Annotated in this window: 16 protein-coding genes; 1 reads left to right on the top strand and 15 read right to left on the bottom strand. The window is 63.9% G+C overall.

Annotated features, from left to right (window positions below; genetic code table 11):
* The 14 genes from BC1002_RS27465 to BC1002_RS27400 form a co-directional block, all read right to left on the bottom strand.
* The gene (locus tag BC1002_RS27465; RefSeq protein WP_083788734.1) at positions 1-1,074 is read right to left on the bottom strand and encodes a phosphate acetyltransferase; all 1,074 of its coding nucleotides are present in this window, start codon (positions 1,072-1,074) and stop codon (positions 1-3) included.
* The gene (locus BC1002_RS27460; protein WP_013093257.1) at positions 1,055-3,391 is read right to left on the bottom strand and encodes a DUF3141 domain-containing protein; all 2,337 of its coding nucleotides are present in this window, start codon (positions 3,389-3,391) and stop codon (positions 1,055-1,057) included. Before BC1002_RS27460 ends, BC1002_RS27465 begins: the two co-directional genes overlap by 20 nt.
* A 178-nt stretch (positions 3,392-3,569) precedes the next feature.
* On the bottom strand, positions 3,570-4,193 hold the full coding sequence (locus BC1002_RS27455; RefSeq protein WP_013093256.1) for a PqiC family protein: 624 nt from the start codon (positions 4,191-4,193) through the stop codon (positions 3,570-3,572).
* Positions 4,190-5,803 (bottom strand): PqiB family protein, encoded by a 1,614-nt coding sequence (locus tag BC1002_RS27450; protein WP_013093255.1) that lies wholly within the window; start codon positions 5,801-5,803, stop codon positions 4,190-4,192. The genes BC1002_RS27455 and BC1002_RS27450 overlap by 4 nt, the downstream gene beginning before the upstream one ends.
* On the bottom strand, positions 5,787-7,067 hold the full coding sequence (locus BC1002_RS27445) for a paraquat-inducible protein A (RefSeq protein WP_013093254.1): 1,281 nt from the start codon (positions 7,065-7,067) through the stop codon (positions 5,787-5,789). Before BC1002_RS27445 ends, BC1002_RS27450 begins: the two co-directional genes overlap by 17 nt.
* Positions 7,064-8,578, bottom strand: a complete 1,515-nt coding sequence (locus BC1002_RS27440; protein WP_013093253.1) for an efflux transporter outer membrane subunit — start codon at positions 8,576-8,578, stop codon at positions 7,064-7,066. Before BC1002_RS27440 ends, BC1002_RS27445 begins: the two co-directional genes overlap by 4 nt.
* 1 nt (position 8,579) lies before the next feature.
* A complete protein-coding gene (locus BC1002_RS27435; RefSeq protein ID WP_013093252.1) occupies positions 8,580-11,813 on the bottom strand; it encodes an efflux RND transporter permease subunit in 3,234 nt (1,077 codons plus the stop codon).
* Positions 11,814-11,825: 12 nt separating this feature from the next.
* Positions 11,826-13,076, bottom strand: a complete 1,251-nt coding sequence (locus BC1002_RS27430) for an efflux RND transporter periplasmic adaptor subunit (RefSeq protein ID WP_013093251.1) — start codon at positions 13,074-13,076, stop codon at positions 11,826-11,828.
* A 16-nt stretch (positions 13,077-13,092) separates the two neighbouring features.
* Positions 13,093-13,485: a hypothetical protein gene (locus BC1002_RS27425; protein ID WP_013093250.1), complete on the bottom strand. Its 393-nt coding sequence runs from the start codon at positions 13,483-13,485 to the stop codon at positions 13,093-13,095.
* Positions 13,486-13,703: 218 nt separating this feature from the next.
* Positions 13,704-14,093 (bottom strand): response regulator transcription factor, encoded by a 390-nt coding sequence (locus BC1002_RS27420; RefSeq protein ID WP_013093249.1) that lies wholly within the window; start codon positions 14,091-14,093, stop codon positions 13,704-13,706.
* Positions 14,094-14,256: 163 nt separating this feature from the next.
* Positions 14,257-14,880, bottom strand: coding sequence for a response regulator transcription factor (locus BC1002_RS27415; RefSeq protein WP_013093248.1), 624 nt, complete (start codon positions 14,878-14,880; stop codon positions 14,257-14,259).
* Between the two features lie 5 nt (positions 14,881-14,885).
* Complete coding sequence (locus BC1002_RS27410; RefSeq protein WP_013093247.1) at positions 14,886-16,337, bottom strand: PAS domain-containing sensor histidine kinase; 1,452 nt, start codon at positions 16,335-16,337, stop codon at positions 14,886-14,888.
* An 843-nt stretch (positions 16,338-17,180) separates the two neighbouring features.
* Positions 17,181-17,768 carry a BPSL1445 family SYLF domain-containing lipoprotein gene (locus tag BC1002_RS27405; protein WP_013093246.1) on the bottom strand — a complete coding sequence of 196 codons (588 nt, stop codon included), beginning with the start codon at positions 17,766-17,768 and terminating at the stop codon, positions 17,181-17,183.
* Positions 17,769-18,067: 299 nt separating this feature from the next.
* Positions 18,068-18,748 carry a VIT1/CCC1 transporter family protein gene (locus tag BC1002_RS27400; RefSeq protein WP_013093245.1) on the bottom strand — a complete coding sequence of 227 codons (681 nt, stop codon included), beginning with the start codon at positions 18,746-18,748 and terminating at the stop codon, positions 18,068-18,070.
* A gap of 233 nt (positions 18,749-18,981) precedes the next feature.
* On the opposite strand from BC1002_RS27400, the gene ppk2 reads away from it, so the two are divergent.
* Positions 18,982-19,797 (top strand): polyphosphate kinase 2, encoded by an 816-nt coding sequence (gene ppk2 / locus BC1002_RS27395; RefSeq protein ID WP_013093244.1) that lies wholly within the window; start codon positions 18,982-18,984, stop codon positions 19,795-19,797.
* 10 nt (positions 19,798-19,807) lie between these two features.
* On the opposite strand, the gene BC1002_RS27390 is transcribed toward ppk2, so the two are convergent.
* The gene (locus BC1002_RS27390; protein WP_013093243.1) at positions 19,808-20,560 is read right to left on the bottom strand and encodes an SDR family NAD(P)-dependent oxidoreductase; all 753 of its coding nucleotides are present in this window, start codon (positions 20,558-20,560) and stop codon (positions 19,808-19,810) included.
* Between the last annotated feature and the right edge of the window lie 63 nt (positions 20,561-20,623).

Genomic DNA, 20,623 nt, shown 5'->3' with positions numbered 1-20,623 from the left:
TCACCCGACCACCTTGGCGGCCTCGCGCCGTGCCTTCGCCACCAGTGCGGCGACCGCGCACGACGCGAGACGCGTCGACAGCGAATCCGCGCGGCTCGTCAGAATGATCGGCACGCGCGCGCCGAGCACGATGCCCGCCGCGTCCGCGCCGGCCAAAAACGACAGGCTTTTCGCCAGCATGTTGCCCGCTTCGAGGTCCGGCACCACCAGCACATTGGCGCGCCCCGCCACCCGCGATTCGATCTTCTTGATGCGCATGGCTTCGATGCTGATCGCGTTGTCCAGTGCAAGCGGACCGTCGACGAGTCCACCGGTGATCTGCCCGCGGTCCACCATCTTGCACAGCGCCGCTGCTTCCACCGTCGATGGAATCTTCGGATTGACGCTCTCGGTCGCGGACAGCACCGCCACGCGGACTTCGTCGAATTTCAGCGCGTGCCCGAGATCGATCGCGTTCTGCAGGATGTCGACCTTCTCTTCGAGCGTCGGCGCAATGTTGATCGCGGCGTCGGTGATGATCAGCGCGTTCTCGTACGCGGGCACGTCCATCACGAAGCAATGGCTGATGCGCCGCTCGGTGCGCAGGCCGGTGTCACGGCGAATCACCTCGGCCATCAGCTCGTCCGTGTGCAGGCTGCCCTTCATCATGGCCTCGGCCTTGCCTTCGCGCACCAGTTGCACGGCAGCGGCGGCAGCGGCATGGCTATGCGGCGCATCGACGATCGTGAAGTCCGAGATGTCGATGCCGTGCTCGGCGGCAATCGCTTCGATACGGGTGCGCGGCCCGACGAGAACCGGCGCGATCAGGCCCATGCCCGCCGCTTCGACCGCGCCCTGCAGCGAACTCTGGTCGCACGGATGCGCGACCGCTGTCGGCATCGCCGGCAGCGTCTGGCAGAACTCGATCAGACGCTGATACTTCGCGTGCTTTTCCATCGGCTTGTTCCTCGTGTGTACAGCGCGTTGGATTCGTGACGCGCGATGCGCCCGGCTTACGGGCGCCGCGCCTACCGTTGCATCACGCTCGCGACCGGCCGCGCATCGCGCCGGTCGCTCACATGCGAGCGGGGTCAGGCAAACGCGCGTTGCGCTTGCGGCTCACCCGAGAACCCAGCACCGCGCGGATGCGTTCGAACGCCTCCTTTTGCGCGGCGTCGGGCGAGGCGTTCAACACGCGCTCGTCGCTCGCCAGCTTGTCTAACAGTTGCAGAAAGCGCTCGCGGTCTTCGCTATGGGAAAGCAGCTTCGGCAGCGTCGCGATCGCCTTGTCCGGTTCGAGGCTGACGATGATTTCCTGCTCGCCCCGGATGCGCCGCCAGTGATCGCTGCTGATGTCCGGCAGGTACTCCGCGTAACTTTCGGCGATCTCCTTGCGCAGTTCGTAGCGCGCGAGCGGCAACGACTTGCCTCTTTGCGACAACAGGAAGGCCGCGCGCGCGAGCGCCTCCGTGTAGCCGCCGTCGCCGATCGCCTCCAACGCGGTGCGAACGAACGGCAGTGCGCGCGGATCGATCGCACCGGCCTGCACGGGCGCGCCGTCGGCGGCCGGCTTGCTCAGATACGTCGCATACAGATTCGCGTACACGCTGAAGAAGCTGGCCTCGGTCGCCGCGTCGCGCATTGCGCGGTAATAGTCGAGCGATGCGCTGATCATTTGCGAGCCGTTGCGTTCGAGCTTGCTCCATGGGTTATCCGCGCCGGCCCGCTGACGATTCTCACGCACCGACTGCGCCGCCGCCGGCAGCCAGCCAAGCCAGGGGTTCAGCGCGGAAACGGCCCAGCGCTGCCAGCGCAGCGGATGGAACTGGCGCAGCATGCGGGCGCTCGTTTCGTTCGACATCGCCTGCACGAACGGCTGCGCGAACAGTTCATACATGCGCTGATTCACATCGGACACCGCGGCGACCGCTTCGAACGGCTTTTCGTCGATGCGGCCGAAGCGGTTGTAGCGCGCGGAGATCTCCTCGAGCCGCCGCTCATGAAATTCCACCTCGTATTCGATCTCTCCGGCCGCGTTGCTGGTCTCGTTGATAGTCATGCCGTAGAGCCCGGGCGGAAACGTTTCGATGGTCTCGAGCACGGAGACGATCTGCTTGTGCTCCTTCTTCGCGACTTTGCCGGACACGAAAATGCCCAGATGCCCGATGTTCTGGTGCGTCAGTCCGACGATCACCTGGCCGCGCGCCTTGATCTCCTCGGTGCTGCCGTACAGGTCCGCCACCCAGTTGAACGCCTGTTGCGGCGGCGTGATGTTGTCGCCCATCGACGCGAACAGGATGATCGGCGAGCGGATTTCACGCAGATCGAAAGCCTGGCCGCTGCTGTTCGTCACGCCGCCCGACCACAGCTTGTTGCCGACGAACAGGTTGCGCGTGATCCATTCGATCTCCTCGCGATTCATCCGGTAGTAGCTGCCCCACCAGCGCTCGAATTCCAGAAAGCGCGGCGGTTCGGTATCGACGTTCGAGTACAGGTGGTAGTACTTGTCCCAGAACGTGTTGGCGGGGTTCAGGTTTTCGAAGTTCTGCACCAGATACGCGCCGTCGAACTTGCCGTTGCCGAGATCCGCCGCATACGACGCGAGCCACGCGCCGCCCAGCATGCCGCCCGAGTAGCGCATCGGGTTGTCGCCCTCGCCTTCGCTCCAGGCCGCGCTCCAGTACGACATCGGCGCACCGTTGATGACGATCGGGCCGGTCTCCTCGGGGTCGGAGCTGGCGAGCATCATCGCCGCCCATCCGCCCTGGCAATTGCCGATGATCGCGGGCTTCGGACTGTCGGGATGCAGCGCGCGCACCTTGCGCACGAATCGTTGCTCGGCGTTGCACACGTCGAGCAGCGTTTGACCGGGCTCGGGATCGCGAAAGAACACCACGAAGTAGACGGGATAGCCCGCGCGCAGCGCGATGCCCGCCTGCGAATCGTCCTTGAAGCCGCCGATGCCCGGGCCGTGCCCCGCGCGCGGGTCGATGATCAGGTACGGGCGTTTGCGCACATCGACGCCCACGCCTTCGAGCGGACGAAGTTGCAGCAGCGCATAGTTGACCGGCCGCTCGAACGTGCGGCCATCGAGCAGCATGTCGTACTCGAAATGCAACACCGGCGTGGGACCGCTGGCGCTACGTTCGACGAATTCGTTGCCGCGCCGGTACAGCGTGTCCCAGAACAGCAGCGAACGCTGCGCGGCATCCACCGTGTATTGCCACGCGCTGAGCGGATCGAATGGCGCGGGCATCGCGCTTGCGCTCGGAGCGCCATCGTGATCGAGGCCCAGCGTTTCGGTGACCCGTTGGTTCAGATGCTGCTGGGCGATTTGCGTGCGTTTTTGCAGCACGTGGTTGATTTTCGAAGCAATGTCCTGGCTTTGTGACAACAGCGTTTCAGCGTCCATCGGAAGACTCCTGAAAGGTGCGCGTCACGATCGGTGCCGAGGCACGCGCCGTGCATCGATTGAATCGTGGAGTTGGCCCTGACCTGTGGCAATCGGACCAAGGTCTTATTATGCGCGCGACCCGCCGCGGCACACGGTGTCGGGCGCCGTGCGTGTTGACGTGGCGCAATTCGACGCGTCACTGAGACGGGTTCGCCTGCACCGCGGCGGCGATATCGCGGCTCACGGAGGCGAGCGCGCGATCATGCGCGGCGATGATCGGCTCGAAGCCGGGACCGGACACGCTCTCGCGCGCGACCGAGCGGCCGGTGACGGCGCGGATCTTGCCGGGCGGACGCACGGCCCACAGCACGTCGACGGTAACGTCGCGCCCCGGAACGGACTCGAAGCGCATCACGTCGATCCGCACGCGCCAGACGACGGACGGATCGCGTACCGCATCGAACACCGAAATCTGCTGCGAGTTCAGCAGTGCGCCGAGGTCGGCCGCGATCACCCGGCCGATGTCGCCACCGAGCGGCTGCGCCCAGCGGTCGAATTCGTTGACCTCGACCTCGTTGTTGCCGATCCGCGTGACGATCTGCGGCCGGTCCACGATCTCGGGAATCGTGACCGGACCGATCACGGCCGCGATCGGCCGGCTCGCGCCGGTGCCGCTCAACGACTCGTCAGGGCTCAACGTGTAGAAGTTCGTCGCCGGCGACTTGCAGGCGCCGAGCAGAGCGCCGGCGAGCGCGAGCATCAGGCAGGCCGTGAGGCGGCCCGAAAAGCGGGCTGAAAAGCGGGCCATCGCATCTGTCATGGCTTCTTGTCCTCCGACTTGCCGCGCACGAGCGATTCCGGATGCTGCGCCAGATAGTCGGCCAAGGTGCGCAGCGACGCCGCGGTGCGGGTCAGTTCACGCATCGCGTCCTCCGTCGATTGCTGCAGCGACGAGTCCGGCTGCAGCGCGGCGTTCGCGGAATTGAGCGTGGATTGCGCCGACAGCAGCGTGTCGAACGCTTTCGGCACGACCTGCGTGTGCAGTTGCCCGAGCATCGCGTTGGTGGTGCGCAGCGTCGAGCGCGCGTCTTTGCCGATATCCTCGAACGGGATGTTGTTGACCTTGGTCAGCAATCGCGTGACCGAGTCCTGCAGCGATTGCAGCGTGCGCGGAGTCGCGGGCATTTCGGGCGGCGTCTTGGTCCAGTCGATCGACGCCTTCGGCGCGTCGGGGAAAAAATCCACCGCGAGGTAGAGCTGGCCCGTCAGCGGATTGCCGCTTCTCAACTGGAAGCGCAAGCCGCGCTCGACGAGGAAGTTCGCAAGCGCGCGCGGGTCCGCGGCAAGCCGTCCGCCGTCGCCGTCGTTCTGATAGCGCGAAGTGAACCGCTCCGGATAGAGATTGATCTCGACCGGAATGCTGAAATGGCGCGTCTTCGAATCAAAGCGCGTGTAGATCGCCGTCACTTCGCCGATCACGACGCCGCGGAAATCAACGGGCGCGCCGACGGTCAGACCGCGTACCGAATCTGTGAAATTCACCACGTACTTGTCGACGATGCGATCGTGCTGCTCCATCGCGTCGGCGCGCCTGGGGTACAGCTCGAACCGGGTGCCGCTATCGGCGCTCGTCTCTACCTGTGATCCTGGCGGCGATTCGAACGCGATGCCGCCAATGATGATCGACACGATCGACTGCGTTTCGAGGCGCAAACCGTTGCTGTCGAACGACATGTCGACACCGCTCGCGTGCCAGAAGCGCGTGTCGGTTCTCACGAACCGGTCGTACGGCGCGTTGACGAACACCTTCACCGTGACGCCACGGCCGTCCGGGTCCAGGTGGAACGACGAGACCTGGCCCACCTGGATTCTGCGGAAAAAGACCGGCGTGCCCACGTCGAGCGAGCCGAGTCCAACTCCGTGCAACGTGTACTCGTGCCCCGGCACGTCGCTCGCGATCGCGGGCGGCTCCTCGAGGCCAACGAAATCGCGGCGCGCTTTCGGCGAATTGCCGACGTCGACGTCGATATACGAGCCCGACAGCAGCGTGCCGAGCCCCGACACCGTGCCGCCCGAAATGCGCGGACGCACGACCCAGAAGCGCGTGTTGTCGACCAGCAGATCCGACACATCGCGCGTCACCTCGGCCTTGGCCACCACGCGCTTGTGGTCCCGCGTCAGCGAGACCGCCTCGACCACGCCGATATCGACGTCCTTGAACTTGAGCTTCGTCTTGCCCGCTTCGAGACCGTCGCCGGTCTTGAAGCTGATGCTGATCTGCTCGCCGCGCTCCATCACCGCCTTCACCGCGAGCCAACCGCCGATCAGGATCGCCACGATCGGCACCAGCCAGACCAGTTGCATCCGCCAGCGCGAGCGCGGCACCGGCTCCGCGGCGGGCAGCTCGGGCTCTTCAGTCGGAGTGGACACGTTCGGTCTCCATTGCGTCCCACATCAGGCGCGGATCGAACGCCATCGCGGCGAGCAAGGTCAGCACCACGACCGCGCCGAACGCGATCGCCGCCGGTCCGGCCTTGATCGTCGCCAGCGCCTGGAACTGCACCAGCGCGACCAGCATCGTGATCACATAGATGTCGAGCATCGACCAGCGCCCGATCAGCTCGATCAGCCGATAGATCCGCGTGCGCTGCCCAGGCAGCCATTGCCAGCGAAGCTGCGTCGACAACGCGAGATAACCGATGCCGAGAATCTTCAGCATCGGCACGGCAATGCTCGCGATGAACACGAGCACCGCGAGCGGCCACGAGCCCGATACCCACAGATAGACCACGCCGCTCAGGATCGTGTCTTTTTGCGTGCCGAACAGCGAACTCGTGTCCATCACGGGCAGCACGTTGGCCGGAATGTAGAGCACCATCGCGGCCAGCAGATACGCCCACGTGCGCGACAGGCTCGCCGGCTTGCGCTGGTGCAACGGCGCCTTGCAGCGTGGACAGACATGCCTGCCGGCGCCGCCGGGCTGCTCGAGCAGCAGCCCGCACTCTTCGCACAGCACGAGCCCATAGGCCGACGCCGTGATGGCGTTGCGGCGCACGCGGATCGGCGGCAACTGCCATGCTTGCGCGCCACGCGCCGCCGTGATGCGCGCCCACACCTCGCGCGGATCGAACGTCGCCGCCGCGGCCGCGAGCAGCAGCATCAGCGCGATGAACGACCACAGCGCGGTGCCCGGCACCACCTTCGCGATATGCGCGAGCTTGACCAGCGCGACCAGCAAACCGAGGATCAGCACCTCGGTCATGCCCCACGGCCGCGCGAGCTGAAACAGGCGAAAGAACTCGACCGGACGCCACGGCGCGCGCCCGAAATGCAGCGGCAGCAGCAGCCACAGCATCGCGACGGTTTGCAGCACCGGCGTGACGATCGTCGTGAGTCCGACCAGCAGCGCGAGCGGCCACGCGCCGTGCGTGTACAGCATGCGCACCGAACCCGCGAGCGTCGTCTGCACGACATTGCCGTTCAGCGATAGACCGACGATCGGAAACGCGTTCGAGATCACGAGCAGCACCGCCGACGCACACGAGAACGCGAGCGCATACTCGGGCCCGTTCGAGCGTCCGCGCCTGAGCTCCGCGCGGCAACGCTGGCAGCGCAACGCATTGCCGGCCGCGGGCGGCGCGCCGAGCTGAAGCAGGTCGCACTCTGCGCACGCGATCAGCTCGTCGCCCGTCATCTCGCCTCCACTGCACCCGGCGTTCCACCCGGCGCGGTCAAGTTCTGCGAGACCGGCGCCATCGCCGGCGACGCTTGCGGCGCGGCCGGCGGCATCGTCATTTTTTCCGCCTCGGCGACCCAGCCGCCGCCCGTCGCCTTGTAGAGCGTGACGTACGAGGTCAGCACCGCGCCCTGGGTCTGCGCATAGCTCAGTTGCGCGTTGAACAGACTGCGCTCCGCATCGAGCACTTCGATATAGCTCGTATAGCCGCCTTCGTAACGCTGCCTCGCGAGGCGCGCATACGTGACCAGCGCTTCGACCTGGAGGTTTTGCGCATCGAGTGCCTGATGTGTCTTCTGCACGGAGATCAGCGAGTCCTCGACCTCCTGGAACGCCACCTGGATCGCCTTTTCATACGAGTACAGCGCTTCCTGCTGGCGCGCTTCGGCCTGATGCACCTGGCCGGTGATGTTGCCCGCCGTGAAGATCGGCTGCGTGACGCTGCCCGCAAACGACCACACGCGCGCCGGTCCGGTGAACAGATTCGAGAACTGCGCGCTGACCGAACCGAACAGCCCGGTCAGCGAAATCGACGGGAAGTACAACGCGCGCGCCGCGCCGATCAGCGCGTTTTGCGCGACCAGCGTCTGCTCTGCCTCCAGCAGATCGGGACGGCGTTCGAGCAATTCGGACGGCAGCCCCTCGGGAATCGGCGGCGTGCCCATCTGCGACAGCTCACGGCCGCGCAGAATCGCGCCGGGATTCCTGCCGATCAACACCGACAACGCGTCTTCCTGCTGGCCGATCTGTGCTTCGAGCTGCGGAACCGTCACCTGCGCGGCTTGATACTCCGACTGGCTTTGCGCGAGTTCCATCTGCGAGACCTCGCCGTAGCGGAAACGCGCCTCGAACACGCGCACCGATTCCGCCCGGCTTTGCACGGTCTCCTTCGCGATCTCGAGCTGCCGGTCCAGACTACGCAGATTGATATAGGCCGAAGCGACCGAGCTGACCAGCGTCAGAATCGTGGCACGGCGGCCCTCTTCGCTGGCGAGCAGATTCGCGCGCGCCGCCTCGGTTTCGCGGCGCACCTTGCCGAACAGATCGAGTTCCCAGGACACCGCGAGGGTCGCGTCGAACTGGTTGTAGACGGGGCTCACGCCCTTCGGCACCGTCACGGCTTCGACCTGCGACACGCGTTGGCGCGACGCGTCGGCGCCTGCCGATACTTGCGGGAACAGCCCGGAACGCGTGGTGACGAACATCCCGCGAAACTCGTCGACCCGCGCGGCCGCGACCTTCACGTCGCGGTTGTCCTGCAGCGCGGTGGCGATCAGCTGATTGAGCACCGGGTCCTGAAACTGCTCCCACCACGCGGCGTTGGCGATGCCCGCGGCCTCGCCCTGGGCGAAACGATAGGTGGCCGGCACGTCGACCGCCGGGCGCTGGTAGTTGGGGCCTAGCAGGCATCCGCTCAGCGCGAGCAGCATAACGGATGCGAGCAAACGCTTCGGTGCCGTGCCGCGCATGTCATTCACCCTGGTGCGGCGCGGACGGCGCCTCGCTCGACGCACCGGGCCCTGCCACCGCCGAGGGCTCCCGTCCCGCGCCGCCACTGTGCTGCGCGTCCGGCTTCGACTTTTTGCCTCCCTTCGAGCGCGACGACATCGATTCGAGCAAGTAATAGAACATCGGGATGAAGAACACCGCGATCGCCGTCGCGCCGAGCATCCCGCCGATCACGCCGGTGCCGATCGAATGGCGGCTGTTGGCCGACGCGCCCGTCGCGATCGCGAGCGGCACGCAGCCGAGAATGAACGCGAGCGAGGTCATCACGATCGGGCGCAACCGTTCTTCCGCCGCGGTCATCGTCGCATCGAATACTGATGCGCCGGTCTCGCGATTGAGCACCGCGAATTCGAAGATCAGGATCGCGTTCTTCGCGGCGAGCGCGACCAGCATCGTCAAGCCGATCTGGAAGTAGACGTCGTTGGACAGGCCGCGCAGCATGATCGCGAGCAGCGCGCCGAACAGCGCGAACGGCACCGCCATCAATACGCCGAACGGCAGCGTCCACTTCTCGTACTGCGCGGCGAGGATGAGGAACACCATCACCATACCGAACACGAACACGAGCCCGGAGGTGCCGCCCGACTGCCGTTCCTCGAACGCTTCACCGCTCCACGCGATGTCGTAGCCGTCCGGCATTTGCGCGGCGAGTTCTTCGAGCGTGGAGATCACCTGCCCGGAACTGAAGCCCGGTGCGGCATTCGCCGTGATCTTGACGGCCGGGAAGTTATTGAACCGGGTGACGAGGTCCGGGCCCGTCACATAGCGATAGGTCGCCAATGCCTTGATCGGCACCATCGTGCCGTTGGTGCTGCGCACGAAGATCTGATCGAGATCGGTCGGCTTCAGCCGATATGACGGCTCCGCCTGCAGGATCACCTGCCACAGCCGGGCCGCGCGGTTGAACTGCGACACGTATAGCGAGCCGAACATCGTCTGCATCGCGCTATAGACGTCTTCGACCGGCACGCCGAGCGTCTCCGACTTGTCGCGATCGACGTTGACCATCAGTTGCTGCGACGACGCATTGAATGTGGACGTCACGCGAGTCAGTTCTTTACGCGCCCGCGCTCTCTGCAAAAACTGGTCGACCACGCCCGCGAGCTGTGAGATGTTCCCGTCACCCTTGCTCTGGATCCATACCTCCGTGCCGCCCGTCGTGCCGAGCCCCGGAATCGACGGCGGATTGACCGGCAGAACGATGCCCTCCTGCACGTTCGAGAAGTATTTATACGCGTCGAGCAGAAGCGCGCGCGCATTCTGCGTCCTGATGTTGGCCCGCGTATAGCGCTCGTCGAAGCCCTTCAGGCCGACGAAGAATGTGCCGGCATTATTCTTGTTCTGACTGTCGAGCAGGCTAAACCCATCGATCGTGGTGATGCTGCCGACCCCCTCCCGCTCCTTGAAGTAGTCGGTGACGCGTTGCGATACCTGGCCGGTGCGGTCGAGGCTCGCGGCGTCCGGCATGATGACCGCGCCGAGCAGATAGCCCTGGTCCTCGGGCGGCAGGAACGCGGACGGAATCGAGCGCACCATCAGCACCGAGAGCGCGATCAACGCCACGAAGAACACGAGCCCCATGATGCAGCGCTTGATGACAACTTTGACCGCGCGCGTATAGCCCGCCGTCATGCGGGCGAACTGATTGTCGAACCAGCGGAAAAAGCCCTTTTTCTCGTGGTGGGTGCTCTTCAGCAGCAACGCGGCGAGCGCCGGCGACAAGGTCAGCGCAACGATGCCGGACAGCACCACCGAAATCGCGATCGTGATCGCGAACTGCTTGTACAACTGCCCGGTGATGCCACCCAGAAACGCAACCGGCACGAACACCGCGCACAGCACCAGCACGATCGCCACGACCGGTCCGGCGACTTCGTCCATTGCCATTTTCGCGGCTTCTTTCGGCGACAGCTTGTGCACCGTCATGTTGCGCTCGACGTTTTCAATCACCACGATCGCATCGTCGACGACGATACCGATCGCGAGCACCATGCCGAACAAGGTCAGCATGTTGATCGAAAAGCCCACCAGCAGCATGAACATACAGGTGCCGACGATCGACACCGGCACCGCGACGATCGGGATCAGCGTGGCACGCAGGCTTTGCAGGAACACGAACACGACGATCACGACGAGTACCAGCGCTTCGAAGAACGTGTGGATCACGTCCGAGATCGACGCCCGCGTAAACTCGGTCGTGTCCATCGCGATCTCGTAGGTCATGCCTTCCGGAAACGACTTCTTCAGCTCCGCGAGCGTTTTGCGCACCTGCTTCGACACTTCGAGCGCATTGGCGCCCGGCTGCTGATACACGGCCAACACGGTGGCCGGCTTGCCCTGGAAGCGGCTGCGAATCGAGTAGTCCTTCTGGCCCAGCTCGGCGCGGCCGATGTCCTTCAAGCGCACGATCGCCGCGCCGCCGCTCGCCGCGCGCACGATGATGTTGTCGAACTGCGACGGCTCGGCGAGCCGCCCCGTGGTCGTGACCGCGAACGACTGCTGCACCGCCGAGCCCGTTGGCGACTGTCCGATGCTGCCGACCGCGAACTGCTGGTTCTGGTTCGAGACGACCTTTTGCACGTCGGCGGCCGTCACGCCCAGTTGCGCCATTCGGTCTGGCTTCAACCATATTCGCATCGCGTAGTCTGGATTACCGAATATGGACGACTGGTTCGCGCCGGGAATCCGCTTGATCGCGTCGAGGACGTAGATGTTCGTGAAGTTCGCGATATAGGTCGCGTCGTAGCGGTCGGTGGGCGAATAGACCGCGATCACCATCATGAACGCGGACGACTTCTTCTGGACCTGAACGCCTTGCGACTGCACCGAGCTCGGCAGTTGCGGCAGCGCGAGATTCACGCGGTTCTGCACGTCGACCTGGGCCAGTTCGGGATTGGTGCCGATGTTGAAGTACACGTTGAGCGTAAAGGCGCCGGTCGACGAACTGGACGAGTTCATGTAGATCATGTTGTCCGCGCCATTGACCTGCTGCTCGATCGGCGCGGCGACGTTGTTCGCGACAACCTCGGCGCTCGCGCCCGGGTAAGTCGCGGACACGGTGATCTGCGGCGGCGTGACGTCCGGGTATTGCGCGACCGGCAGCGCGAACATCGCAATGGCGCCGCCGAGCGTGATGACGATCGAGATGACTGACGCGAAAATCGGCCGGTCGATGCAGTAGCGCGAAATATTCATGTGGGCGCCCCGTCACTCGGCAGCGGGCGCCGCTGCCGCGCCGCTTTGCGATGCAGCCGTCGCCACGGCCGCCGAGTCCTTGACCGCTGGCAGCTCCTTGACGATCTTCAGCTGCGAATCCGCGGTGACGCGCAGCGCGCCATCCACGACGATGCGCTCGCCCGCCTTCAGTCCATCGGACACGAACCAGTTGTCGCCCTGCCACTCGCCGACTTCGACGACTCGTTGATGCGCCTTGCCATCGTTACCCACGACCCATACGAAGTGACTCTTCGCGCCCTGCAGCACCGCGCGCTGCGGCACCAGCGTCGCGTTGGGCCGGATCGCACCGCCGACGCGGGCCTTCACGAACTGCCCCGGACGCAGCGTGTTTTTCGGGTTGGCGAAGGTCGCGCGCACGAGGAAGGTTCCCGTTTCCGTGTTGAACGCCGGGTTCGCGAAGTCGATCTGGCCCTGCTGGGCATAGGGTGTGCCGTCGGCGAGAATCAGATGCACGGAGAAATCGTTGTTCGGGGGAAAGCGCAGTCGTCCGGCCGCGATTTCGTCGCGGTACTTCAGCATTTCGTTCTCGGAGATGCTGAAGTTCACCCACATCGGGTCGAGCTGGTACACGTAGGTCAGCAAGCTGCTGTTGCCGGTTGCCGTCACGTAGCTGCCATCCTGCTGACGCGCAAAGCTCGACAGCCCGTTCAGCGGCGACTTGATCGTCGTGTAGCCGAGGTTCAGCATCGCGGTATCGACTTCGCCCTGCGCGGCGAACACCGCGGCGGCGCTTTGCTTCTCGTTGCCGATCGCGTCGTCGAGATCCTTCTTGCTCAATGCGTTCTGCGCCGCCAAAGGCTCCACGCGCGCGAGATTGGCCTTGGCGACTTCGAGACGCGCCTGCTGCTGGGCCAGTTGCCCTTTCGCGGTATGCAGCGCGGCCTCGAACGGCTTCGGGTCCATCTGGAACAGCGTTTGTCCGGTCTTGACCAGCACGCCTTCGGTATACATGCGCTTATCGAGGAAGCCGTCCACCCGTGAGCGGATCTCGACTTCGCGCGAACTCTGGGTTTGCGCGGTGAATTCGAAATCGACCGGCGTGTCCTGCTGAGCGACCGTCATCACGGTCACTTCAGGCACGGCGGCGACCTGCGGCGGGACCTCCTTCTTGCACGACGCGAGCGGTGTGAGCAGCGTCAGCGCCGCGACGACGGCGAGCAACCGGAGAGCGCCGCGAGAATCCGGCCGCGGCGAGGCCAAACACACGGGTACGGTTTTCATCGTGCACTCCGCCTGATTACAAAGGCGTGCAATTACCGAACAGCACGAAGGCATCGTTTCTGTTCGCGATCGTCAGCGTCATCTCGCCGTCCGTCGAATCGACGACCAGCGTCCAGCCAAAGCCCATCTCATTGCCAAGCATCACCACCTGATCCGCGTCCTTGGTGACCGAGAGCATCGGCGTCGTGCGTGCGGGACCGACGATCGCGCGTTTGTCGAAGTCGATAGTCAGGAATTTCGGCAGACCGAGATCCGCGGGCAACGCGCGCGTGCAGGCGATGCCCGGATCGCAGGCGTGCGCGTCGATCGTCGCGCACATCAGCCGCTTGCTGCCGTCGAAGTCCGCCGCCCCCACCTGCATCGCAGCGGTACCGAGCAGAATCGCGAGACAAACCGAAATTGATTTCATCACTTGCGCTCCCGCTTTTATCCTTGAACGCTGCCACGCTCAGCGCGGCGCCTCGCACGCGCAAGGGCACGCACACGCCGTAGCCTGTGCGGTCTCGAGTTCGGTGCGGCGCAGCCGGCGTTCGGTTCGACGCGTTGACTGAGTTCAGTTTGGTGGTCCGAAGAAACGACGACAATCGGACCTTGGTCTCATATCATCCGGCGCGAAGACGCGCGCGTTCAGGGTGTCGGCGGCGGACCGCCGATGGCCACCTCGACCGCCTTGAACAGAATCGCGCTGGTGAAAGGCTTGCGCAGATACGCGGCCGCGCCGGCCGCGAGCGCGGCCTGGCGGACGGAGATATCTTCATAGGCGGTAATCATGATGACCGGCACGCCCATTTGCGCGAGCTGACGCTGGACTTCCAGACCGTTGGTTCCCGGCATCTGGACGTCCAGAATCACGCAGGCAGGCCGATACGACGGAATTGCCGCAAGCGCATTCAAGAACTCGTCACCGCTGCAAAACGTCTCCGCCCTGATACCTTCGGAATGCAGCAAACGCTTGATAGCTCGGCACACCGACTCGTCATCGTCCACCACCGCAACGAATTGGTTAGGGTTGACCATATGACAGCGCGAACGCGCGGCCGCTCCGGAAAGGGGACCTCTGATGCCTTAGCGTACTGGTTGAAACCCCGATGAGATATAAGACTTTGGTCCACTAGCGGTGTCGGCCAGCGCCGCTGAAAGTGGCGGCGCAACGCGGGAGCCGGCGCCCGGGGTCGGGCGATTATTCTTCGTCGGCCGTACAAAGGCCGCCCTTGCGCACCAGATGAACGAGTTCGACGATCGATCGGGCCTTCATCTTCTCCATCACGCGGGCCCGATGAATCTTGATCGTTTTTTCGGCCGCGCCCAGATCGCTCGCAACCTGCTTGTTCAGACGGCCGGTCACGACGAGCTCCATCACTTCGCGCTCGCGGCGGGTCAGATGCCGCATGCGCTCTTCTATTTCCTCGCGTTCGTGGCGCCGCCTGCTTTCCACACATGCGCGCGCGAGCGCGCGCTCCACCGCGGCGAGCAACAGCGAGTCGCGCACCGGCTTGGGCAGGAAGTCGACCGCTCCGCCTTTCATCGCGTCGACGCTCGAGCCGATGTCGCCGTGACCGGTCAGAAACACGATCGGCAGCAGCTGATCGAGCTTGCGCTGCACTTCGAGTCCCGTCATGCCCGGCATCTGCAGATCGAGAACGAGGCAGGCCGGCATGCTCGTCAAATCGGCTCGTTCGAGAAAGGCCTCCGGACTGTCGAAGCATTCGACCTGGTAGCCTGAGGCGCGCAGCAAGCGCGCGAGCGCGCTGCGCACGCTGCCGTCGTCATCGACGATGAAGACGCGAGTGTTGGTCTGGTTCATGATGATCAGGGCACGAGTCTCTGTCGGATATCGGTCGCGACGGGAAGCGCGACATGAAACGATGCCCCTTTCCCCTCGTTGTTTTCCGCCCACAGCCGGCCGCGGTGTGCCGTGACGATCGTGCGGCTGATCGAAAGACCCAGCCCGAGCCCCTGCGGTTTGGTGGTGAAAAATGGCCGGAAAATCCTTTCCATGCTGTCGACGTCGAGGCCCTGGCCGCGATCTTTTACCGTTATCCGTATCAGTCCGTCCGCGTCCTCGCGCACCGTCGTTTCGACGAGGCGGTCCGCGGCAGGGCAAGCCTTGACCGCGTCGAAAGCATTCAGCAGCAGGTTCAGGATCACCTGCTGAAGCTGAACCTTGTCGCCGCAAATCAGCGCCAGATTCTCCGGGATGTCGAAGCTCGTGTGCACGCCGCGCGTCAACGCATCGCTGTGCACGAGCATCGCGACGTCGCGCACGACGTTGCCGACGTCCAGCAACTGCAACTCGACATCGCCCTTGCGCACCAAGGCGCGGATCTTCTGCAGCACGTCGTTCGCGCGGCAATTGTCGGCCACGATGTCTTCGAGCGCCTCGCGCAGTTCCACGACGTTGGTGGTCTCCGAATCCAGGAATTTGCGGGCGGCCTGCGCGTTGAAGAGGATTGCGGTAAGCGGCTGTTTCAACTCGTGCGCCAGCGAACCGGCAAGTTCGCCCAATGAAGAAACGCGCGCGAGATGCGCGAGATCCCTCGTATTTCCATCGACTTCGCCGCACGCGCTGCAATCCGATATCGCGGTGATCCGCAATTCCTGATCGTGCACGCGGCAGCGGGTGGTTTCCGCCTCCGCGTGAAAGCCGCCGCCGTCGCGCCGCCGCGCGATCAGACTCTGCGTGGTCGTGACATCGTGGAGTTGCATCTTCGCGCCGCGGTTGCCTGGGCCCGCACGATCGGCGTTGATGCCATCGATCGGAAATAGCTTGGCGCTCGGCGCGCCGATCAGCTCTTCTTTCGTGTAGCCGAACAGTTGCGCCGCCCGCGCGTTCGCGAAGATGATCTGATCCCGCTGATCGATCGTGACGATCGGGACCGGCAACATTTCGAGCGTCTCGCCCAGCGGCACTCTCGCGTCGAGCATGCGCCGCGTGCCGCTATCGCCTTTGCCTCGCAGCCATGACGCGCAAGCGGCGACATAGCGCCGCCACGCCGGCAACCCGTACGGCGGCTCGTGGGCATCGCGGGTGCTCTGCCCGCTCGACCCGCCGGGGATACCACGAGCGCGCTGAGACCGATGATGCCTGGGTGAAGACTGTCTGGAATGGTGGTGCCAGGCTAGCGGAGGACCGTCGTTGCGCGCATTGTCGATCTGTGACGGGCTGCTCTGACCGATGTGGCGCGATTGCGCGTGCAGCGCCGTGAGAATTCCCGCTACCCCGATCGCCAGGTGTCTGCCATGCACGATCAGACTAATCATTGGCACCTCCGGGTCCAGTGCGAACGGATTCCGTACAACTGCGACGTCTTTATCGTTGGGCTTCGAACCACATAATCGACTTCACAAGCGGTACTTCGCACGTCTGGTGCTGGAAGTCAGTATAGGCCATCCAGAATCAATTACCGACAGGAAAGCGTAATTTATGCCGCTTACTCGGGAAAATACTCAACGGTTTTCTGCATTGTCCGCCATCAACCGGCAAATGGCGTATGAGTTTGTTAGGCAGTTAATTATCGGCGCGCGGCGCGGTGTTCATACTGTCCATTCGCACAGGCCCAAAAAGTTAGCAAAGCCGAAAGATGTCAGTATGAGTCGCAACCACGCCCGGCCCGATAGCGCCTTCAAATGGCAACTTCAACCGTGAAGCTTTCATGCATTGCGAATCACATAGACAGCGGGTATTCGCAACGCTAATTCTCCAATTTCATTAACTTTCCGCTATATGTTTTTTGACGGAAGTCAACGATTTATAGCACGCCATTCCAGTGCGAATCATTTGCATTCCTCGATTAAAAATAAAACTATGCCAGACGGATGACTAAACGCAGCGCGGCGGCGGGAACGCGCGTTTCCGCTTGGTCTTTTCTACCGGTATTGAATAAACAGGACGGTCAGTGCAAATCAAAGGCAGCGTCGCGACGAGTCGCGAGCGCATCTGGCTAGCAGCGTTTCGTGGGAGCAACGGGAGGGATGATAGGAAGGCCAGGTGAGGTGAGATGAGTCCGCCAAAAACCATGCTCGGCGCGTCGCCATGCATGCGACGCGCCGCCGTGTGACAGCGCAATGATCGATCGATCGAATGTCGCTGCTTGCCGCGTCCTGTTACAAATTCAGGCGCGTAACCTTGGTGCCCGCCACCGACACGTCGGCCATCAAGCCCGCATTGGTCAAGACCATCGCCACGACCTCGGCGGTCGCCGACGAGGTATCGATCGCGCCGTTAGCTCCGACCTTCAGCAGTGAGACCGACGCATCGGCACCCGCCGACCAGCCCTTCGAGTTGCGGAATTTGTCGAGCGAAGCCTGCGTCATGAACAGGAAGAACACCGCGGTCGACTGCGCGCCGGCCTGCAGTCCGAACGAAGCCGCGGCGGTACTGAAATAGCCGACCGTCGCCCCCCCGACGCGCAATGCGCCTTCACCGTACTCGCCACCAACGATGAACGCCGCCTTCTTCACCGAAGGAAACACCAGCACGCCCTGCGCCTTCGATACGAGCTCACGCGAGCCTTGCACCGTATCGAACAGTTTCGACAGCGCTCCGTTCACGGCCGCGTCGATCTCCTGCCGTTTGGCGGCGTCGGTCGTGGCACTCTCGCCACTGCCTCCGGTCGTCGTGCAACCCGCCAAAGCCAGACTCGCGGCCATTGATGTCAGCGCGAGCGTGTGCACAAAGTTCCGTCTGTTCACTTTCGACTCCGTTCTGGTTACGATCCGAGTCGCCAGTCGCGATGTCTGGAAGCCTCGATCTTTTTTCTCTGCCGTGAAGCGGCATAGCCGCCCAAGGAACCATCAATGCCACCGCCGCGCGTCGATCTTCCGGCCGCACGTAGCGAGCATTGGAAGCGTCGACTCTTCGACAACCGGAGCGACGACTACAACGCTTGCAGATACATGATGTCACGCTGAAACCACTGCGAAATCGGACCTTGGTCTTACAGGTAACGCAGTGTCGATGCTGAGCGAAACGCGAAGCCAGAGGACATCGATCATCCGCCGAGTGCGATGATCGCCATGGTCAGCAGCACGCCGACCACCGCCATCGCAAGGCCGGCGTGCCAGCCGCGAAATCCCGCGTAATGGCCGAGCGCCACGCCGCTGCCGAACAGCATCACTATGGTCAATACGCGCGAGACGAGCAGCGCCGTCGGGACATGCGCGAACAGCACGAAGGGCAGCGCGACGGGGAACGTCGCGGCAACTACGAGCACGAAGATAGACGCGGCGGCGATCAAATCGTCGCGCACGAATACTGCGCGCTGCGGCAAGTCCGGACGCGCGGCAACACGCCTGCGGATGGACTCTAGCTCCGTGTCGCCGATCAACGGTTTGAGCCATGACGCCATCGCGTCGCGAAGCGCCCGAACGCCCGCAGCCGCATCCGGCTCGCTTCGCACGGAATGCGCGACCGTCATACGTCTGCCGCGAGACACCAGCGTACGCACGAGGTACATCACCGCGTCCGCGAGACCCCAGGCAAGATTGCAGCCGAGTGCGGTATAGAACATCTTGTGCCCCGCGTCCGCACCCGCGCCGACGGCCGAGACGGTGCCAACGAACGTCAGCGCCATGAAGAGGCCGAAACATAACTCGCACACTCGATCGACGACATCGAGAACCGGCTCCCTATCGCCGACGTTTTCCCGCTCCGTGTGACCGGTGGCATCCATGAGGCCTCCCGTGGCGATGGCGTCGAACTATCCCGCGCGCTTTGCCGGCATGTGGACGAGGTACGGCGAGAACAGTCGGATCGGGCACGCGCGAGCAAACGCCCAAAGCATACAGCGCACCCTGTACCGGCGATATTGGACCAAGGTCGTATGGCCCTGCTTCGCGTCGCACTCTACCTTGGGAATGGATCATTGCGCAGTACCCTGGAACAGTCCGCGCTGGGGAGAAGAGTATGGCCAAAACGAAATCGGAAAACGGGCAGCCCGAACAAGACAGGTCGCTGCCCTACAAGGAGTATCGCAAGGCGCTGTTCGATCTGCATGTCGAGCTCGTCAAGCTGCAGGAATGGGTCGTGCAAACGGGAGCCAAGATCTGCATCGTCTTCGAGGGACGTGACGGCGCGGGCAAAGGCGGCACGATCAAGGCGATGACCGAGCGCGTCAGTCCGCGCGTGTTCCGCGTGGTCGCCCTTCCGGCGCCGAGCGAACGCGAAAAAAGCCAGATGTATATGCAGCGCTATGTGCCGCATTTGCCGGCCGCGGGCGAGGTCGTCATTTTCGATCGTAGCTGGTACAACCGCGCGGGCGTGGAGCGCGTGATGGGCTTTTGCTCCGAGGATGACGTGCAGAGCTTCTTCAAGGCGGTGCCGCTCGTCGAGCGGGCGATCGTTCATTCGGGGATCATCCTGCTCAAATACTGGCTGGAGGTGAGCCCCGAGGAACAGACCCGCCGGCTCGAAGCACGCATCAACGACGGCCGCAAGCTCTGGAAACTGACCGAGATGGATCTGAAATCCTATAGCCGATGGTATGACTACTCGCGTGCCCGCGATGAGATGCTCGCGGCGTCGGACACCGACTTCGCCTCGTGGTACATAGCGAACTCGAACGACAAGCGGCGCGCGCGGCTGAACATCATCAGCGACCTGCTTCAGAGGATTCCGTATAAGCAGCCTGCCCGCAAGAAGGTCTCGCTGCCGAAACGGCAAAAGCCGGACGGCTATAAGGAACCAGACTATCCGTTTAAATACGTGGCCGAGCGGTATTGATCGGGCGTCGCTAGAACGACTCGTTGAACGGCCGCAGATCGATTTCCTGCGACCACGCGCTGCGTCCCTGCTGATGCAGGTGCCAGTATGCGTCGGCGATGTCGTCGGGGTTCAGCAGGCCGTCCGGGCCGCGCTCGGCCACGTATTGCGGCGCCGACGTGCGCAGACGTTCGCCGTCGATGCCGCCGTCCACCACCACGTGCGCCACGTGAATATTGCGCGGCCCGAACTCGCGAGCGAGGCTCTGCGTGAGCGAGCGCAAGCCCGCTTTAGCCGCGGCGAATGCGGCAAACGGCGGCCGCCCGCGCAGCGACGCGGTGGCGCCGGTGAATAGCAGCGAGCCTCGCCCGGCTGCCAGCAAGGCTGGCAACGACGCTCGCGCGAACAGAAAACCACCGAGCGTGATGACCCGCCATGCCGCCTCGAACTGCTCGGCGCTCAGTTCGAGCGTCGGTCCACGGGTTGCGCCGGCAGCGTTGAATATCGCGACTTCGAGCGTGCCGTGGCCGGCGAGCTGGCGCGCAATGGCGGCGAGTTCGCTCTCGCTCGTCACGTCGCCGGGTAGCGCGTCCGCTTGCCCTCCGGCGCGCCGGATTTCGTCGACGATCGTATCGAGCCGATCGCGCGAGCGGCCCGTCACCGCGACGCGCAGACCTTCGCGAGCAAAGCGACGCGCGAGCGCGGCCCCTAGCCCGGCGCTCGCGCCCACCCCGGCAATCCACGCGACACGCGCGTTGGCCGCGTTTCCGACAGCTTCAGTCATCGCACTCTCCTTTTCGTGGCAGCCGCGACACGACAGGTGTGCCGGCGCCAGGTACATGATGGC

Source organism: Paraburkholderia atlantica, assembly GCF_000092885.1.
In the GTDB taxonomy this organism is placed as follows: Bacteria; Pseudomonadota; Gammaproteobacteria; order Burkholderiales; family Burkholderiaceae; genus Paraburkholderia; species Paraburkholderia atlantica.
This window is presented reverse-complemented; position numbering and strand designations above follow the sequence as displayed.

Coding starts and splice junctions, on each gene's coding strand:
- BC1002_RS27460 (WP_013093257.1), bottom strand. CDS start 3,391: ATGGACGCTGAAACGCTGTTGTCACAAAGCCAGGACATTGCTTCGAAA.
- BC1002_RS27455 (WP_013093256.1), bottom strand. CDS start 4,193: ATGACAGATGCGATGGCCCGCTTTTCAGCCCGCTTTTCGGGCCGCCTC.
- BC1002_RS27445 (WP_013093254.1), bottom strand. CDS start 7,067: ATGACGGGCGACGAGCTGATCGCGTGCGCAGAGTGCGACCTGCTTCAG.
- BC1002_RS27440 (WP_013093253.1), bottom strand. CDS start 8,578: ATGCGCGGCACGGCACCGAAGCGTTTGCTCGCATCCGTTATGCTGCTC.
- BC1002_RS27435 (WP_013093252.1), bottom strand. CDS start 11,813: ATGAATATTTCGCGCTACTGCATCGACCGGCCGATTTTCGCGTCAGTC.
- BC1002_RS27430 (WP_013093251.1), bottom strand. CDS start 13,076: ATGAAAACCGTACCCGTGTGTTTGGCCTCGCCGCGGCCGGATTCTCGC.
- BC1002_RS27425 (WP_013093250.1), bottom strand. CDS start 13,485: ATGAAATCAATTTCGGTTTGTCTCGCGATTCTGCTCGGTACCGCTGCG.
- BC1002_RS27420 (WP_013093249.1), bottom strand. CDS start 14,093: ATGGTCAACCCTAACCAATTCGTTGCGGTGGTGGACGATGACGAGTCG.
- BC1002_RS27415 (WP_013093248.1), bottom strand. CDS start 14,880: ATGAACCAGACCAACACTCGCGTCTTCATCGTCGATGACGACGGCAGC.
- BC1002_RS27410 (WP_013093247.1), bottom strand. CDS start 16,337: ATGATTAGTCTGATCGTGCATGGCAGACACCTGGCGATCGGGGTAGCG.
- BC1002_RS27400 (WP_013093245.1), bottom strand. CDS start 18,748: ATGGATGCCACCGGTCACACGGAGCGGGAAAACGTCGGCGATAGGGAG.
- ppk2 (WP_013093244.1), top strand. CDS start 18,982: ATGGCCAAAACGAAATCGGAAAACGGGCAGCCCGAACAAGACAGGTCG.
- BC1002_RS27390 (WP_013093243.1), bottom strand. CDS start 20,560: ATGACTGAAGCTGTCGGAAACGCGGCCAACGCGCGTGTCGCGTGGATT.